Origin of the sequence: Pseudomonas sp. C2B4 (assembly GCF_013359695.1) — a bacterium.
GTDB lineage: Bacteria > Pseudomonadota > Gammaproteobacteria > Pseudomonadales > Pseudomonadaceae > Aquipseudomonas.
Genome location: NZ_JABFMU010000001.1, coordinates 272,163 through 289,385 on the forward strand (window position 1 = coordinate 272,163; position 17,223 = coordinate 289,385).

Sequence of the window (17,223 nt, forward strand, 5' to 3'; positions counted from 1 at the left end):
CACTCGGCCAGGAGCTGTCATGTCTCAACCTCGTGCCCGGATCGCTTCACAGCTCGGTCTTGCGCTCGCCGTGATTCTGGCGATTGTCATCACCGGCAGTACCTTGTTCGCCCTGCGTTCGCTGGACACCGCCAACCTCGCCACCCGCGAAGAGCACCTGGCCAGTGAAGCCCGGTTGCTGGCCGATCAGTTGAGCACCTTTCACGGCTCGTTGCGTGAAAGCACCCAGCGCCTTGCCGGGTTGTTTGAAAAGCGTTTCAGCGAGGGCCTGAGCGTACACCCGGATGAGCCGGTGTCCGTGGCCGGCACGCAGACGCCGGGCCTGCATCTGGGCAGCGAGGTGTTGAACAACAACTTCAAGGAAGTGGATGAGTTCAAACAGATGACCGCCGGTGTGGCCACGGTGTTCGTGCGCAGCGGCGAAGACTTCATTCGGGTCAGCACGTCCCTGAGCAAGCAGGACGGCAGCCGAGCCATCGGCACGCTGCTCGATCATGCCAACCCGGCTTATGCACGCCTGATGGCGGGGCAGAGCTACGTCGGTCGCGCCTTGCTCTTCGAGCGTTTCTACATGACGCAATACACCCCGGTACGGGATAGCGCCGGTAAGGTGATTGCCGTGCTGTTCGTAGGATTCGATTACACCGACGCGCAGAAGGCGCAGTTCGAAAACCTCAAGCGCTTCCGCATCGGCCAGACCGGCTCCCTGGCGTTGCTGGACGAGCAGAACAAATGGCTGGTGCCGATCGCCGGTGTGCAAACCCTGGATCAGGCCATCCCGGCCGTCAATGGCCTGGCGAAAACCCCGGGCAAGGGCCAGTTCTGGAGCGATAAATCCGAAGACTTCTACAGCATTGCCGTACCGTTCGAAGGCGGCCCCTGGTCGGTGGTGGCGAGCATGCCGAAAACCGAGATCAGCGCCGTGACCTGGAGCGTTGGCATTCAATTGGCCATTGGCAGTTTGCTGGCGATGTTGCTGGCGGTGGGCTCGGCGGTCTGGCTGTTGCGCAGCAAACTGGCGCCGCTCGGAGACTTGGTGCGCCAGGCTGAAGCCTTGGGCGCCGGTGATCTGAGCGTGCGTCTGAGCGTGTCGAGCAACGACGAAATCGGCCAATTGGCCCGCGCGTTCAACCAGATGAGCCAGGCGTTGTCGACCATGGTCGAGCACATCCGCAATGCCTCGATGGAGGTCAACAGCCGCGCCCAGGCCTTGTCCGGTTTGTCCGGTGGCGCCTATGAAGGGATGGAGCAGCAGTCGGGGGAAATCACCAGCATGGCCGGGGCCGTGGAAGAGTTCAGCGCGACCTCGTTGAACATTGCCGACAACATGGGCAGCACCCAGCGCATGGCTCAGGAAAACGCCCAGCAAACGCAGATCGGTCGCACGTCGATGGACGAAGCGTCTTCGTCGCTGGAGCAAATCGCCGGTGCGTTGAACAGCACGGCGACGGTGATCAACACCCTGGGCCAGCGCTCCCAGGAAATCGGCGGCATCGTCGGTGTGATCACCTCGATTGCCGATCAAACCAACCTGCTGGCGCTCAACGCCGCGATCGAAGCGGCCCGTGCCGGCGAGCAGGGCCGTGGTTTTGCGGTGGTGGCCGATGAAGTGCGCAACCTGGCTTCCCGTACCCGAGAAGCCACCGATGAAATCTCCGGCATGATCCAGAGCATCCAGCACGAAACCGGAAACGCCATCAGCACCATGGAGCAGGGCAATGTACTGATGCAGGAAGGTTTGTCGCGCAACGCCAACGTCGCCGCGGCGCTGGCGCGAATCGACGAGCAAAGCCGCTCGGCCGGTCAACAGTTCGCTGCGATTACCACGGCGACCCAGGAGCAGAGCAGCACCGCGACCTTGCTCAGCAGCAATCTGCAGAGCATTGCGTTGGCGAACAGCGAGCAACGTGAAGTGGTGTCGAACCTGGCGGTGACGGCCAAAGAGCTGGAGAAGCTGGCGGCGGATTTGCGGTCCGAGGTTGATCGGTTTCGGTGAGGTGCCTTTGAAATAGTCATCGCGGGCAAGCTCGCTCCCACAGGGTACCTGCGTCGTCGAACAATCCTGTAAACGACACAAACTCTGTGCGAGCCTGCTCGTGAATGGGGTCACCTCAATTCAGCATCTTTCCCCAGCTAATCGCACTTGGCATTGCTGGATACTTCCTTGCTTGCCTGTTTCAACAGGTTACCCAACTCAGCCGCATTGGTGCTGTTGTAAACCCGGCCACCGGTGTTCTCAGCGATGCAGCGTGACGGGCCGCCAGCACCGATTTTCACCACGTTGACCCGCAGGCGCGGTTGTTCCCTGGCGATTCGACGGGATACCGCGCAAACGTCCTGCCCGCAACCGTCTTCTCCGTCGACAAACATCACGATAACCGCATCGTTATTGCGCCCGTCGACGGTACTCGCCGCGTGGGCCAGGCTGTCGGCCAGCGGTGTGCCGTCGTCGGGAACCAGACCTCGAATCCCGTTGATCAGCCGCGGGCGGTCGCCGAACTTGAACACACCTCGGTCCGGTGTTCTTTCGCAGCCGGCGAAGGTGATCAGGCGTGTATCGATCTTCGGGTCCAGCCCGTTGATCATGCCGGCCAGCGATTCCTTGGCGACGTCCATGCGGCTGGGTTTGGCGGTGAGCCGCATGGTGCGGTTCGGGTCCAGGAGCTTGTTGATGTCAGGACCGTAGAACCAGTCCTCGTCGGCTTTCACTGACTTGATGTTCAAATCCATCGAGCCCGAAGTGTCGAGCACCACCACGAACTGCGGGACCTCTGACTTCGGCGCTGTTTTGCGGCATGCGAAGTTGTCCAGCGTCGGGGCTGGTGGTGGGGCCGCCACTTCCGGTTTTGGTGGTGGAACCGGTTTGGGTGGCGGGGTCGGCTTGGGTTCCGGTACGGGTGCCGGTTTGGGTGCCGGGACCGGCTTGGGTACCGGTACCGGTTCTGGCGTGGGTTCTGGTGCCGGAACAGGTTTCGGTTCCGGTTCCACGACAGGCGCGGGAGCAGGCTCAACCGGCTTCTCAACCGGTTTCTCAACTGGCGTAACCACCGGCGCTACAGGCGGAACCACGACAACCGGCTCACGGTGCAGGAACCACCAGAGCCAGAGCGCCAGAAGCAGCAACAGCAGCGCGAGCAAGGCCGCCGCGAGCCACCAGCCCCGCCGCGACGGCGGTACGACCGGCGCCACCGGAATCACCGGCGGCACGATCGGTTTGGGCGGACGCTGGTTCCAGCGCACCACCAAAGGTTCACCGTTGAGGCTGTAGAGTTTGTCCAGCTCAGGCGCGCCGAGCAGGCTGCGCAGGTCATCCGCTTCCGTCGGTTGACCGCGTTTTTGCAGTTCATCCGCCAGCTGTCCGAGGGACGTCTGACGTACCTCATAGGTTTCCAGCAAACGTCGTTGCGCGTCCTCTTTGAGATCGGCATAAGGCGTGGGTTGGCCGCCCAGTTCGGTCCACCATTCCAGTACGTCGCCGCTGCCCATCCGCGGGATGGCAAACAGACTGGCGACGGTCGGCGGAAAGTGTTTCTGGATGAGGGCGACTTTGGCTTGCAGCGCACTCATCCCCTCCGATGTGGCTTGCGCATCCCTGATGACCCGCTGCATGACGACGATTCCTGAAAAAGTGCAGGCATCCGTCGGGATGCCCTGCGGGGATGAAAAATTACTCTTCGTAGCCGAGGCTGAACTGCAGCTGATTGACCTTCTTCTGCAACGTTTTCAGCTCTTGCTGCTTGGCCGCCAATGCCGCTGGCGTTGATTTGGTCGTTGGCGCCGTTTGCGTAGCCTTGAGCTGCTTCTCGAGGTCGGCAATCTGCTTCTGCACCTGGGCTTCATTGCCACGCCGGGCCTTGAGCGAGTTCAGCAGTTGCGTCAGCGACTGATTCAGCGCCGCCTGGGATTTCTGCTGGCTGGCCAGATCGGCCTTGGTGCTGAGCTGCTGGGCCTGAATGTTCTCGTACACCTGACGGAACATTGCGTTTTGCTTTCGGGACTCGCTCAAGGCCAGTTCCTTCTGCTTGACCTGATCGCTGTAACCACCGGAATAGTCGCAGTTCATCTTGGTCAGCATGCTGCTGTCGCGATTGGTTGCATCGCATTCGCCGGGCTGGGTCGCGCAACCGCTCAGGGCCAGGACGGCAGTGATGACCATCAGTTGTCGTAGCGTCATGTGCTTAGCCCAGGGTGATTGCGGAGCGTTGGCTGTACAGAGCGTCGACTTCCTTCTGCAGGCTGACGACTTTCTGGTTCATTCTCTGAATGTTCATCTCCACTTGCCTGATCTCGGCGCTGGAGCCTTGTGAACGCTCGGCGTCTGCCACTTTGCGGTACTCGGTGACTTTGGTACGCATGTTGGCAAGGTCTTTGCGCAGGCGCGCGATGTCCGAATCGATCCCGGCGATTTGCGCCTGGGCCCTGCTCTTGTCGACTTTCTTGTTGGCGATGTCCTTTTTGATCTGGGCAATTTGCGCCTGGTCATCATTGATCACTTGCTGAGCGGTCGCCGTCCGGGCGATCACGTTCTGCGTGTCTTGTTCGACGTCGCTGTTCATCTTCGCCAGGCGGGTGGTGGTGTCGGCGTATTCGGCGCGACGTTGATCCAGGTAATAGTTCGCGCCCATGGCCACGCCACACGCGGTAATACCGGCGGCGATGACGCACACGGTTTTGTTGCTGCTGTTGGACAGCGCGCAAGCGAGGATGCCGACACCGGCGCCGACGGCGCAGGCCTGGTATCCCGACTTGCTGAAGAACTCTGCGTCATTGCCCTGGGTCAGGCGCGGGTCGGCACCGTCACTTTCGCCTTCGCCGAGCATGGAACTGCCGGTGTTGGCGCAACCGGTCATTAGCAGGCTGCTGGCGACTACGAAAGCGATCTGTAGTTTGAAGCGAGTCCAAAGGCTGCGCGACATGGTGAAACTCCTACGTAACGGTGTTGATGCGTTGTTATTGAGTGACGGTTTTGCAGCTGTTCAGCCAGGCTGCAGTGTCGATTTTCTGCTTTTGCAGGAACGCTTTCTGATTGGCCCAGTGAGTGCGCAAGTAAGGTTTCAGGTCTTGCAGCTGTTTGTTGCGGGTGATGATTTCTTCCATCACCGGGACTTGCGTTTCAAGCAGTGGCTGGCCGTACAAAGTAGCCGATTCCACCAGGCTGCTGGCGTAGTAACGGCTGAGTTTGTGCAGGCGATCCTTTTGCTCCTCGAGCTTGCCTTTGCGCATGTCGCAACTGGCGTCTTTGTCCGTGCCTTCGCAATTGAGCTTGTAGTTTTTTTGCAGGAAGTCCACGTACTGGCCGTCGTCGAGCATCTTGGTGCATAGGAACGCGCCCAGGTTGAGGCTGGCGCGGATCGCCTGGTCGCGGGTTTCTTCCTGCTGCTGGTTGCTGGCGCGCAACTGGTTCTCCAGGGCCTGGAGCTTTTCCTTGAGCGCTTTGTCTTCGACGCCCGAGGCGAGGCTGTTCAGCGATTGCACGGTGCCTTTGTCGGCGGATTCGGTTTCCTTGCTGCCGGTGCCGAGTTTCTTCCAGCTGCTTTCGATGCTGGCGACTCGTTCGCGAGAGGTGAGGGTCGGGGAGACCAGCACCAATCGCAGGCCGGTGGTCTTGTTTTTCACCTGGCCTTCGGCGTTGTAATACGGTTCTTCCTTACGTAATGCAGTATGAAGGTCGGCCTGCGCGGTCAGGTAGTTTCCGCCACGGACGACGTAGCCACCGGCCTGACCGTGCTGGCGGTCGAGTTTGTTCAGGCGAAACGGCTCGAACATCATTTCGTCGACGTTACCGAGCATGTCATGCAGGCCCAGCGGGTTGGGCTTTTGCAGACCCGTCAATTGCACTTTGCCGTTGGACGATTGCGCGCCGGCGAACCACTCGTAGGCGTTGATGCCTTCTGGCATCGGGTAGTGCGTGTCGCGGAATTCAGCAGCACCGACTTCCAGCCCGCCGCGCGCGGCGAACTCCCACTCGACTTCGGTTGGCAGACGCAGAAAGCCTTGCGCGCCGTCTTCCTTGGGCAACTTGCCGGCGGCGTTTTTGCGCAACCACAGGTTGTACTTGTCGGCCGCTTCGATGGCTTGCACCCAGCTCACTGCCGTTTGCGGCAAGCGCATTTTGGTGGTGGCGGTGGGGCAGGTTGCTTCGGTCAATGCGGCGTATTGCAGTTGACTCATCTCGTACTTGGCCATCAGGTAGTAGCGGGATTTGTCGTTCTTGGCCCCGGTGAAACTACCGGCGATAAAGGTCGGACGGGTCTGTTCGACAAAGCCGTATTCCGCGCCGTCCTGACCGATGTTAATTGGGTAGTCATCCAGCGGGCCGGAGACCGGAATGAACACCTTGCGAAACACCATCGAACCTTCGCAGGGCATCGGCAGCACGACGTCGCTAGCCTCGGGCATCGGGTTGTAATACTTCTCTTCCCAGCCCGCCGCCGAGGCGTCGAGCAAGTAGCCGAGGCTCAGGGGTAACAGCAAGCCAAAACGTTTAGAGCTCACGCAGACTCTCCGCAGGTTGGATGTTGATGGCTCTCAGGGCGCCGATCACGGCCACCAGTGCAGCGACCAAAAAGGTCAGGAGCAGGGCGGCCAAGCCATGCCAAACAGTGATGTGGCAAGCGAAGGTGCCGGTGGCCTGGCTGCCGCCGAGCAGGTAGTCGAACAAATGACTGCCCACGGCATAAGACCCCAGCCCGCCCACGTAGCCGGCCAGACTCAGCACCAGCGCTTGCAGGACCACGAAACCGCCGACGGACCTGCGCTTGAAACCCAGCAGGCGCAGGACTGCCAGGCTTTTTCGTTTACGATCGATGTTGGCCAGGAACGCGCCAACCATGGACGCCACGCAGCCGATCAGCGCCGCGATGGCGATCACACCGAAGATCAACCCCAGCACATGATTGATGGCTTTGACGTTGTCGATGTCGGCCAGTCGGCTCGACGTTTCGATGTGTTGTTCGTTGAGCCAGTGTTCCAGCGATGCGACCTGATCGATATCGCGTGCATATACACGGGCGCGGGCATACAGCGGTTGTAAATTGCCCTGAGGTTTACCGGTGGTCACACCGAACTCACTGACCTGATAACCGTCGCGAAAACGCTCCAGATCCAGCAGCAGCGGCGGGGCGACAAACCCGGCAGCGCGACCAAAGCGGGCGCCGTCGAGCACGGCCAGTACCGTCAGTGTCATCTCGCCGCGTTCATTGACACCCTCCAGACGACGCAAGGCCCGTAGCTGTAAGCTGTCGCCTGCCTTGACCTGTAAGCGTTGCGCTGCGCTGGCGCTGAGGATCACTTGATTGCCGACGGGGTTGAGTGACGGCAGGTTCAGTTGGGGGTCGCCCGGCTCGGTGGCGATGATTTCCGCGCCTTCGACAAACCGTTGCATGCCGTTCAGCAGGTCAGCCTGGGTATTGAGCGAGCGGGTCTGTCCGAGGGCAAAACCGGTCTCGGGACGCTGGCGCAAACGCTCGATCCAGGCCGTGTCGTAGTTGCCATTGCTGAGCATCTTCACTTCAAGGTTGCGCGGGTCGCGCAGCAGTTCGCCCTGCAGCTGGCTGACTACCCCGTGTTTGAGCCCGAACAGCAACAACAATGGCGCGATCACCGCCACCAGGGAGGCGGCGATGCACAGCGAAACCTTGCGGTCGTGCCAGAGGTCTTGCAGTGCCAGTGAGCCCAGCAGGCGCAAGCGATCAGTCCATCGGTTCAAACAGCGTCTCCCCTTGATGGCTGATAGCGCCGAGTCGCGGCAAGCCGAAATCCTTCAGCAAGGCCCAGTCATGGGACACAACGAGCGCACTCAGGCCCATGCTCGACACCAGGCTCAGGAGCAACTCGAACAAACGCCGGGCACCGTGAGGGTCGAGCGCGGCGGTCGGCTCGTCGGCCAACAGCAGCAGCGGTTCATGGGCAATTGCCCGAACGCAGGCAACGCGCTGGCGTTCGCCGATCGACAAGGCCTGAGGTTGTTTATCCAGCAACCCTTGCAGGCGCAACACGTCAACGGCGTGGTCGATGTGATCGCTCTTGGCCGGCATCCCGAGCAAACGGCGTGGCAGGCTGATGTTGTCGCGCACGCTCAGGAACGGCAGCAAGCCGCCACTCTGCAAAATGAATCCCAAATGCCGTGAACGCACTGCTGCAAGAGCAGGCTGGTCGTCAGTGGCCAGCAGTTGGGCGATATCCTGAGCGTGCGTCGGGCCCAACCGAAAGCGCTCGAGTTCCACCGGCGCGAGCAACAGGCCGATGGCTTCGAGCAACGTGCTTTTGCCGCTGCCGCTCTCACCGGTAATGGCGAGGATTTCCCCGGCGCGGACCTGCAAGTGCGGCAGTCGCACATGATGAGCCTGTGCGCCTTCACCACGGCGCACCAGCAGGTTCTTGATATCGAGCATCGGCGTCTCTTTAAGGCATCATTTCCAGTGGCACGGGGTAGACGTTGTCCCGTGCATCGCTGTCTTTGGCTAAAGCAACCCAACGGTCGACATCGGCGTTGTAACGCTGGTAATGCCGCAGTTTGGTGTTAAGCGTGCGGATGAATTTTTCTTGTGCCAGACCATCCCAGCTCTTCCAGGTCTCTTCATCCAGATTCAGCACTTCACTCTGATAAGGCAGGTCTTCGAGGTATTCACCCAGGACGCCCATGTCCGCCAGTTTGGCATTGCTGTTCTGTTTGAGCTGATTGGGATCGGCGCCCATGGTCGCCGCCACCGAGCGCAGGCGATTGAACATGTCCGTCGGCGAAATCAGGCCTTCGTTGGCGGCATCGAGAATCTGCTTCATCACGTCGCTCAAGTCGCTGAGCTGTGACTTGGTCAGCAGCACCCGCACGTCGGTGGTCGGGATGTTCTGCTTGATCAGGTCGCGGTCGGTGATCCATGCCTTGAACACTGGCGGGGCTTTGCTGTTGGTCTTCTCGCCGAGATAGGCAAGTTGCATGGCGTGGCCGATCAGCGCCGCGTCTTCGAGCATTTTTTTCTCGGCCGGGTCCTGCTTGGCGTTTGCCGCGCTGCCAATGGCGTCTTCGCCCATGTAGGCAGCTTTGACCTGTGTAGTAATCGCCCCGGCCAGTGCGTCGACCTTGCGACCGAATTCCTGCACATCGCCAGCGTTCACCGGGTAGTACAGCGAAGTGTTGGTGCCCGGGTAGGTCGACAGGTTCTTATATTGCGCCTCGGCCTTGGCGTGGTCCTTGGCTCCGGCCGGGGTTTTCAGGTGCAGGGTGTAAATCGCCACGCCCGGGTTGGCGGCTTCGATACGCACCTGCGCAGCGCTCAAGCCGGTCTTCGACAGCTTGTCGTCGCCCTCGATGGCGCCCGCATCGGTGATCAGCACCACGTAGCGTGCGCCGAACTGGTTCCAGTCGACCTTGTCGATGCTTTCCATGACGCCGGCAAACGAGTCTTCATCAAAGCTGCTGCTCGACACGGTGGCCTGTTTGAGGTCGGCGATCCTGGCGAAAAAGTCGGCGCTGTCTTTCACCTGCGTCGGGTCGGCGTACATCTTGGTGGTGTATTCCAGCCCCGGCACCGCCTGGGTGTTGGAGCGGAAAGCCACCAGGCCGAACTTGACCTGCTTGCCGAGATTCTGAGCTTCGATCTTCTGGTAAACCTTGCGGATCGCCTCGCGGGTGCGGTCAATGTAGGGGTCCATCGAGATCGTCGAGTCGATGACAAATACCACGGCCGCGCTGAACTCCTTCAGCTGGTTGGCCTTTTTCTCTTCGGCTTCCTTGGCACCGGCAGCGCTGTTTGCACCACCACCCTTCACGTTCTTGTCATCCGGTTTGCTGACGGAGGCGACATTCAGCAGGCGCGTGCGGAAACCGCTTTCGGTCATGACTTCTTCGCCGCTGAGTACCGGCAGCAGGTAGAACTGTTTTTGCAGGTCGACGAAGTATTCAGGTTCTTCAGCCAGTACGCCCGGTGCTTGCTGGCCCTTTTTCAGCGTGGCCCGCAGCGGCGCAACTTTGCTGACCGGGTCCGGTGCATCAAGAATGCCTTCGACGGTGGCGCGGTCCTTGAAAAACAGCAGTCGGTCGCGGTTGGCCGGGTTAGTGAAGGCCAGCGTCAACTGCATCTTCCAGTCGGTGGTGCAACTGGCAGGCAGCCAGCCAATGGTTTTGCCGTAGCTGTCGGGGCCGACTTTCAGCCACTCGGCGTTGTTCGCTTGGGCGCGCTCGTAAACATAAAAGCGGCTGAAGACGGGTTGTGCGTCGCCTGCCGCACCGCCCGCCGTCGGGCTGACTTTGCAGCCTGGCGTGGTCAGCACGCGTTGGAACAGGGTCTTTTTACCGGCCTGGATCAGCGGTTTGTCATCGGCCTGGGACAGCGGGCTGATGCACAGCGCCAGTAATGCGGCACCGCTCAGCAGGAATCGACTCAGGGGCGAACGCATCACTTCTGCAACTCCTCGAAGCGCTGCTTGGCTTCGGCGTTGTTCGGGTCCTGGGTGAGGATGGTTTCATACCAGTAGGCGGCGGTGGCGTTGTCCGCGGCCGGGAAGCACTCGCTGGCCTTCAGGTATTTAGGGTCGTATTCGCGGGCATAGGCGCTGGCGATCAGCGCGTCACCGGCCTGGGCACGGTTGGCGTACAGGCGCTGGGCGACGCCGCAGTGCTTGCTGGCCTTGGCCTGGTTGATGATCTCCAGCAATTTGGCACTGTCGGGTGCCGACTTGATGCAGGTCTGGACGAAGGTCAGTTCGGGCAGGCTGTTCATGCTGTCGAGGGTGCAGGCTTGAGCGTCGGCTCCGGCGGGTGCGGCGGGAGTGGCTGCAACCGCAGGGGCCGGGGTGCGTTTGTAGAACCAGAATCCGGCGCCCGCCGCCAGCAGCAACACCACAATCAACAGACCGATCAGGCCTTTGTTGCTTTTTTTAACCGGTGCCGGAGGCGGCGCGTAGGCGGGCTCGGTGAGCACCGACTCCAACTCCACTTCTGGCTCGGCGGTGGACAGGGTCAGTTCAGGCAGATCCGGGATCTCCAGGATCTCCCGTGCCGGTGCCGGTGCCGGTGCGCTCGGCGCCGTCAGTTCGGCACCGCCATAAGTCGAGCGTGTCTGGCCGCCGGCCGTGGACGGCAGCAAACCAACGCCTGGGCGAACCACGCCTTTATCGGCATGACCGTGGCTCTGTTCGCGCAGTTCGATCTGGAATTGCGAATTGGCGACGCCTTCCAGTAGCGGGTCGACCACGTCCGGGCCGACCTGCGTTTCCAAAGCTTCGCCGTCGGCCGTGAGGTTGAAACGCGAGACCTTGAACCAGAATGGATGGTTGCTCCAGGCCTTGTGGTCCTGAAGGTAAAAACCGTCCTGGTTGCGCTGAATGGAAAACTCCAACTGTTCCTCGCCACCCTGCCATTTCTTCAAAGTGAGGCGGGCCTGGCCAGGCACATTGGGCTCTAACGCGAGCAGGTCGACACGAATTGGCATTGCTTATCTCGCTGTGAAGGCTGTGAGCACTTGGCCCAGCCGTTCGTTTTGTTCAGGGGTGATTTCACGTCCGGCCCCATGGCCGGCATTGTCCTGCGTGATGTAGGCCAGGCCCGAGAGCCAGTCGCCCAGGTACCGTTGCGCCTGATTCGACGGTTGCGCCGGCAGTACGGGCACTTGTCCCGGGCCAATGTCGGTGTAGAACGAAAACAAAGGCGCCTTGGCTCCGGTGCGGCTGTTCGGGCGCTCGTTCACCGGCTTCTGGAGGTAGCCGAACCAGGACACGAAATCGCGCAGCACACGTTGCACTTCCAGTACCTGGCGCTCGACCAGTTGATCGCGCCGCGCGCCACTTTGTGCTCGCTTGAGGACGGCGTGGCTCAGTTGCCCCGGCAAGTCCTGGCGATAGCCGGCGGTGATCAGTTCATCGACCACCGCTTCCAGCAAGGCCTTTTCCAGCCCCAGCAGGTTGAGCAGGCTTTGCCGGGTGGTCAGTTCCCGCAGGTGCGCGATCCAGGCCTTGAAGGCCGCTTTGGCAAAGCGATGCTCATTGCTTTGCAGCTCGGGCGCCGGGTTGCCGGTTTTGTTGCTCGCCTGCGTGCTGGCGGGGGTCAGGTCGTCACCGAAATCGAAGTCGAAACCGGCGTCGTTGCCGTACAGGCTCTGGCTCGGCGTAGGTGCGACCGGTTCGTCGGTCACGGCCGGCTCGTCATCGGTTTCGTACACGCCACTGAGGTACAGGTCGCGCACCTCTTCACTCGGCATGTCGAGTTGATCGATCAATTCGCCAAGTACCGCCGGGCGACGGCCCAAACCGGTCAAAATCATTTGCGCCTTGGCTTTCTTGGCGGCTGCGGCGCTGTCGTCGTCAGCGTGGTACCAGGTACTCAGGCCGTGAGTGGTCAGGCCTTCGAGACATTCGCTCAATTGCTCGCGGATGCGCTGCAACTTGAATTCGATATTGGCCACGCCTTTGAAACTGCCGCTGAAGTGGCTGATGCCACCGTCATCGTTGCGCAGCATTTCTGTCCAGGCGTTGACCGGGTTCTTGATGTGTTTGCACACCAGAGCGTTGCTGGCGAAGCTGGTGCCCAGCGCGTTGACACGTTCCTGATAAATGGCATTGAGGCCGGTTTCCGCACCGGTCGCGTCCTGCCCGATGAATGCCGCGTCCATACGCGGTTTGCGCACCAGGTAGGTGTTCTGGAACGGAGTGCCGGCCCAGTCGTTCATCCAGCTCAGGCTGCCGAAACGCTCCAGCATGGTCAGCTTGATCATGCCGTTCCAGCTCTCGTCGTACTGATCAGGCGTCAGGCTCAGGGAGTTGCTAATGCGCAGGTCGAGCATGGTCAGCGCCCAGATGAGGCCAGTATCGCGCTTGCTGCGAGCGGCCGAGTCGGCGCCCTGGGTTTTTTCGATCCAGCGGGTCAGCACCGGGCCCACGTCGTTGACGTCGCTCTGTTTGGTCGAGCCTGTGCACACCACCAGCGCGTTCATTTCCTGGTTGTCGGTGTAGCGTTCGAACAGGTAGGCGACCTTGCCGCGCAGGATCAACTGGGAAACGGAGTTGTCCTTGGTGGTGGACTGGGGGTCGTTGGAGTCGGCGATCTCGTGCAGTTTCTGGCGCCCGCGATAACCGGGGAAATCCAGCAGGTCGACCTGATCGACGATGTCATCTACCGGCGCTTCGATCAGGCGGAAGGTCATTTCGGCGGTCAGTGCCGCCAGTTGCGCGACCGCAATTGCCTGACTGTTTTGCAGGCGATCGCCAACCAGCGGTCGAACATCGATCGGCAAATCCAGCGGGCTGCCGAAGCGTTCGAGGATGTCGACGTTCATGATGCTGTCGCGCTGGCTGTAGGTGTCGTTGTCGAAACTCACCAAGGCCTTCAGCGGTGCGAACACGGTGTCGGGCAGACCCAGCTTGTGCAACGCGCCGGCCAATTGCTGGTACACGCGCGTCAACTCGCGCTGCTCACCCCAGAGAATCGAAAACAGCTCGGCGCGTTCCTGGAAATTCAGGCGTGGCGCCAGTTGCAACGCTTTGGGCCAGTACAGGTGCTCGAGCTTCTTCACCGAGTTGCGGAAGTTGTCGCGCAGATAATCCCACAGCGACACCAAATCGTCGGCGTTGACGCCCGTTTGCAGCGGCCCGGTTTCGCGGCCTTCGAACGGTTTGAGCACACGCTGGATGCGCTCTTCATCGATCTCGTAGGAAATCCGTTCAAGGTCGAAATCCTTGAACCAGGCGTTGGCGAGAATCTTCGCCAGCTCGATTTCCTTGAACAACGTAAGTTCTACCGGGAAGTCATTGTCCTGACTTACCGTCGCCCGACGGCTGAAACGCGTTACCAGGCCGGTGGCTTCCTTGCCACCACCCACCGGGTTGATGTGTTTGATGAAGTCCAGGCGCTGGTCGCCGAACTCGGTTTCCAGCTTGCCGTTCTGACCGGCGGCGAGGGTCGAAATCAGGTAGGACTTGCCGGCCTGGGACAGGCCGAAAAAGCCAATGGTCATCGGCGTGCAGGCCACGCGACCGAGGCTTTGAGCCAGGTTGCGGGCGCGGTGCAGGCGGATGTTCAGGTTGTCGGCTTCGCTGTCCAGGCGCGGTGCATTGCCGCGTGTCTGGCCAATCCAGTCCAGCGCCTGACCGGCGCCTTCATAAACTGCGGCCCAACTGGCAGAGAGCTGAGTTTGATCGGGGGTCAGGTCATTCATTTGCGTTTCACACTTCCACTGTCGAGCCAGTACTTGGTCTCGCTCAGGCCGGCGTCGAGCATGGTGTTGAGCTCCAGCTCGAGGTCGCTGCGCGGGTTGAAGTTGACGTTGTTGCTGTTGGATTCGATGTCGCGAACCGAAAGGCGGTCGCTGACCAGATCCTGCTTGCGCGTGTATTTGTCCGCCGGTTTGACCTCAAACCGCACCTTGAGCAGCGGCGCGCTGCCGTTTTCACCGATTGCCCGGGAAAACTTCTCCCGACCCGCCTTGGTGAACCGCAAGGTATACAACGGCGAAGCGGCCCAGCGTTCAGCGGCCAACTGGCGGAAACCCAGGCGCAGGTCGCCGCGCATTTCCAGCTGTGGCGTGTCGGCGGCGTCGCCAACGCCAATTTCCGGTAGCTTGATTTTGTAGTCTTCGGACTGGATATCGCGATACAGCACGTCGGCATCCTTGATCACGTTGTTCAGATCGATGACGCCGATGTGCTTGACCGTCGAATACGGCTTGAGCGCCGATGCCCGGAAGTAGAAGTTCGGCACGCTGTGGTTGGCGCACAACAGGCAGAGCATGGCGCCTACCGAGGCGGTGCTTTTCGGGTCGTCGATCCGGCCGTTCTTGTGAAACGGATACCAGCCGCCGGTGCGGTAATTTTGCAGCGCCAGAATGCGCCCGGGTGGCAGCGGCAACACCTTGCGAATGAACGCCTGGATGCCGGGCAGGCGCGAAGGGCGACCTGTCAGCAGCAAGACATCACACGGGTAATGCGCGACCACTTCACACAGCGCCCCGAGGATCTTGGTGATGTTGATCTGGTCGTTGAGGAACGCGGCGTGGAGCTTTTGCAGGTCGAAGCTGATCGGCGCGGCATACAGGTCGAAACCGCTCTGAGATCCGACATCGCGACGCACGGCGGCATTGACGTAGTCGAGCACGGTCTGGCTGATGGCGTTGTCACCGAGCAAATGGCGGTAGCTTTGCGGGACGACTTCTTGCGGGACCTGCGGATCGTAATGCTCGTACGCCTTGAGCAGCGCCAGGCCCAGCGGGGCGAACACCTGGAGGTTCAATTGCTGACGCAGGATCATGTCCTGGGCGCTGACCGATTCATCACCACACAGCCGTGACATCAGCGAATCCGCGGCTTTCACGCCAGCGTTCTGCAAGGCTTTTTCGAAACTCGGCAGGATGAAGTCCTGAATCACATCCAGCAGGATGTCGTCGCCAGCCACTTTGAAACCATCGCGAAAACGCTGTTCGGGCACGATGTGTACGTTGCTGCCGCTGCCGGTATTGCCCGCGCGGTCGAGACGATAGTCGGTGATCACCAGGTCGGTAGTGCCACCGCCGATGTCGATGGTCGCGAGGGTGATGCGTTGGCGGTCGGCCTTGTCCGGCCGGGCGATGGTGTCAAAAAACTCTTCCGGGTGACCGGCGAAGTTCTCGTTTATCTCGGTGTACAGGTACACCAACTGGCCGCAGGACGCTTCGTCCCATTCCACGCGGATACTCGGGATCGGGGTGCGCGGGCTGACGGCCTGATCCTGATGTGGATCTTCCTCGCCGGCGTGCCAGCCGAGGCTTTTCCACACCAGGCCGATGGCTTGCAGCATGCGTTCGTTGAGGATGCTGCGTTCGGCCTGCGGCATGCCCGGCGGCACGGTCAGGGTAATGCTGTTGAGCTGGCGCGGCACGCGGGTGTGACCCTGGCGTGAGCGCTGGGCCGGGCTGTTGATTTGCGACAGCGCCTGGGCCAGTACTTCGGCGAGCATGAAGGTCATTAGCGAGCTGCGTGAGTAACGCGGCATGAACACCGGCAGACGATCGTCTTCTTCGAGGCTGTAAAGCGCTTCGCCGGTTTCGTTGATCAGGTGCGAGAACGGCGCGGCGGTGGCGTACGGCTCATTGTCGGTCTTGATGTACGAGCAGTTGAAGCGCCAGCCGTGGCCATAGGCGTTTTCGTCCCACAGATAACGTTTCGGGCTGGACAGGCCAGTGGAGCCTTCGGTGCCGCGACGACGACTGGCCAGACGACCGGCCTCATTGCCGACACGGGCAATCGTCGCCCATTGGAACGCATCGTGGCGACCACTCTTGACCGAACAGTGGTCCTTGCCGAAATACGCCTGGGCGAACTCCACGCGGCTTTCGAATGGCTGGTTATAGGTGTGTTCAGGGGTGATCAGGTCGCGCAGTTCCAGCACGTAGTTCTGCTTCAGCCCGGAGCCGGCCTGACCGTGGTTTTCGATCAGGATGCCGCAGGTGCGCGAGTTGCCGACGTCCAGCACCAGGTCCACAGGTATCGGTTTGACCAGGCCATTACTGTCGTTGGCGACCACTTTCAGCTCGGGGATTTCAACTTTCGCCCCGACCTTCGACTGCTGGGCGGCTGACGGTTTGCTCAACAGGCTGAGCAAGTTGAGGTAGTGCGCCAGGTGATGGTTGGCGCGGATATCGATGTCCAGCTCTGCGCGCGAACGGTGGGCATTGCCCTCATTGAACACTTCCAGCAACCATTCGTTGACCCACGGCTGCGCCAGAAACCAGCGGGTTTCGCTAGCCTTGGTAGCCAGTTTGAAAGACACGCCGGAGCTGATGTCTTCTTCGTTGGGCGCCAGATAGGCAGTGCCGTCACGCCTGGGCATCACACGGCTGTCGAACGCCATCGTCAGGCGGTGGGTGTTGCCGTCGATGTCGGGAGTCGCCAGTTTCACCAGGCGCATGCGCGACCAGTTGCTCGGACCTTCGTCGAAGCGATGCGGCGGCATGAAGCGGAAAAACGGGATCGGCAGCCAGATACCGTCGAGCAAATCGAGGCTGCTTTTCATGTCGACGCTGAACGCAGGTTTGGCTTTTTCGACCTTTTCCGGTTCGGGCTCGTAGAAAAAGAAGTCTTTCTCTTCGTTGTACGCCAGGCGGCAGATCAGCCCGCTGATCATCGGTGCGAACTCGCCCGCCGGTTCCTTGCGGGGATCCAGGCACAGGGCGAAATCCATGAACTGGATGCCGGTGTCGCTGACCAGCGTGACGGTGTCTTCGAATTGAGTGACTTCAGGCAACATGTCGGGTTATTCCG

At 60.8% G+C, this 17,223-nt stretch carries 11 protein-coding genes and 1 pseudogene; 2 read left to right on the forward strand and 10 right to left on the reverse strand.

The window, feature by feature from the left end:
* Positions 1 to 19: 19 nt before the first annotated feature.
* A pseudogene (locus HNQ83_RS31505) lies at positions 20 to 1,093 on the forward strand (Cache 3/Cache 2 fusion domain-containing protein); the annotation flags it as partial.
* Between the two features lie 180 nt (positions 1,094 to 1,273).
* The gene (locus tag HNQ83_RS31510) at positions 1,274 to 1,996 is read left to right on the forward strand and encodes a methyl-accepting chemotaxis protein (RefSeq protein ID WP_372241868.1); all 723 of its coding nucleotides are present in this window, start codon (positions 1,274 to 1,276) and stop codon (positions 1,994 to 1,996) included.
* A 137-nt stretch (positions 1,997 to 2,133) separates the two neighbouring features.
* On the opposite strand, the gene HNQ83_RS01290 is transcribed toward HNQ83_RS31510, so the two are convergent.
* Genes HNQ83_RS01290 through HNQ83_RS01335 form a run of 10 tightly spaced genes read right to left on the reverse strand, consistent with a single transcriptional unit; the run spans position 2,134 to position 17,209 of the window.
* Positions 2,134 to 3,609: a VWA domain-containing protein gene (locus HNQ83_RS01290; protein WP_175387298.1), complete on the reverse strand. Its 1,476-nt coding sequence runs from the start codon at positions 3,607 to 3,609 to the stop codon at positions 2,134 to 2,136.
* Positions 3,610 to 3,667: 58 nt separating this feature from the next.
* A complete protein-coding gene (locus HNQ83_RS01295) occupies positions 3,668 to 4,174 on the reverse strand; it encodes a hypothetical protein (protein WP_175387299.1) in 507 nt (168 codons plus the stop codon).
* A 4-nt stretch (positions 4,175 to 4,178) separates the two neighbouring features.
* Entirely contained in the window at positions 4,179 to 4,916 is a 738-nt protein-coding gene (locus HNQ83_RS01300; protein ID WP_175387300.1) for a hypothetical protein, read from the reverse strand.
* Between the two features lie 34 nt (positions 4,917 to 4,950).
* Entirely contained in the window at positions 4,951 to 6,495 is a 1,545-nt protein-coding gene (locus HNQ83_RS01305; RefSeq protein WP_175387301.1) for an SUMF1/EgtB/PvdO family nonheme iron enzyme, read from the reverse strand.
* The gene (locus HNQ83_RS01310) at positions 6,485 to 7,708 is read right to left on the reverse strand and encodes an ABC transporter permease (RefSeq protein ID WP_175387302.1); all 1,224 of its coding nucleotides are present in this window, start codon (positions 7,706 to 7,708) and stop codon (positions 6,485 to 6,487) included. Before HNQ83_RS01310 ends, HNQ83_RS01305 begins: the two co-directional genes overlap by 11 nt.
* Positions 7,692 to 8,393, reverse strand: coding sequence for an ABC transporter ATP-binding protein (locus tag HNQ83_RS01315; protein ID WP_175387303.1), 702 nt, complete (start codon positions 8,391 to 8,393; stop codon positions 7,692 to 7,694). Before HNQ83_RS01315 ends, HNQ83_RS01310 begins: the two co-directional genes overlap by 17 nt.
* 10 nt (positions 8,394 to 8,403) lie before the next feature.
* On the reverse strand, positions 8,404 to 10,395 hold the full coding sequence (locus HNQ83_RS01320) for a vWA domain-containing protein (protein ID WP_175387304.1): 1,992 nt from the start codon (positions 10,393 to 10,395) through the stop codon (positions 8,404 to 8,406).
* The gene (locus HNQ83_RS01325) at positions 10,395 to 11,429 is read right to left on the reverse strand and encodes a hypothetical protein (RefSeq protein WP_175387305.1); all 1,035 of its coding nucleotides are present in this window, start codon (positions 11,427 to 11,429) and stop codon (positions 10,395 to 10,397) included. Before HNQ83_RS01325 ends, HNQ83_RS01320 begins: the two co-directional genes overlap by 1 nt.
* A 3-nt stretch (positions 11,430 to 11,432) precedes the next feature.
* The gene (locus tag HNQ83_RS01330) at positions 11,433 to 14,147 is read right to left on the reverse strand and encodes a putative virulence factor (RefSeq protein ID WP_175387306.1); all 2,715 of its coding nucleotides are present in this window, start codon (positions 14,145 to 14,147) and stop codon (positions 11,433 to 11,435) included.
* Positions 14,144 to 17,209 (reverse strand): virulence factor SrfB, encoded by a 3,066-nt coding sequence (locus HNQ83_RS01335; protein ID WP_175387307.1) that lies wholly within the window; start codon positions 17,207 to 17,209, stop codon positions 14,144 to 14,146. The genes HNQ83_RS01330 and HNQ83_RS01335 overlap by 4 nt, the downstream gene beginning before the upstream one ends.
* Positions 17,210 to 17,223: the final 14 nt, after the last annotated feature.

Excerpts from the sequence above, each read along its gene's own strand:
- HNQ83_RS31510 (WP_372241868.1), top strand. The coding sequence starts at position 1,274 with ATGGCCGGGGCCGTGGAAGAGTTCAGCGCGACCTCGTTGAACATTGCC.
- HNQ83_RS01290 (WP_175387298.1), bottom strand. The coding sequence starts at position 3,609 with ATGCAGCGGGTCATCAGGGATGCGCAAGCCACATCGGAGGGGATGAGT.
- HNQ83_RS01295 (WP_175387299.1), bottom strand. The coding sequence starts at position 4,174 with ATGACGCTACGACAACTGATGGTCATCACTGCCGTCCTGGCCCTGAGC.
- HNQ83_RS01300 (WP_175387300.1), bottom strand. The coding sequence starts at position 4,916 with ATGTCGCGCAGCCTTTGGACTCGCTTCAAACTACAGATCGCTTTCGTA.
- HNQ83_RS01315 (WP_175387303.1), bottom strand. The coding sequence starts at position 8,393 with ATGCTCGATATCAAGAACCTGCTGGTGCGCCGTGGTGAAGGCGCACAG.
- HNQ83_RS01320 (WP_175387304.1), bottom strand. The coding sequence starts at position 10,395 with ATGCGTTCGCCCCTGAGTCGATTCCTGCTGAGCGGTGCCGCATTACTG.
- HNQ83_RS01325 (WP_175387305.1), bottom strand. The coding sequence starts at position 11,429 with ATGCCAATTCGTGTCGACCTGCTCGCGTTAGAGCCCAATGTGCCTGGC.
- HNQ83_RS01330 (WP_175387306.1), bottom strand. The coding sequence starts at position 14,147 with ATGAATGACCTGACCCCCGATCAAACTCAGCTCTCTGCCAGTTGGGCC.
- HNQ83_RS01335 (WP_175387307.1), bottom strand. The coding sequence starts at position 17,209 with ATGTTGCCTGAAGTCACTCAATTCGAAGACACCGTCACGCTGGTCAGC.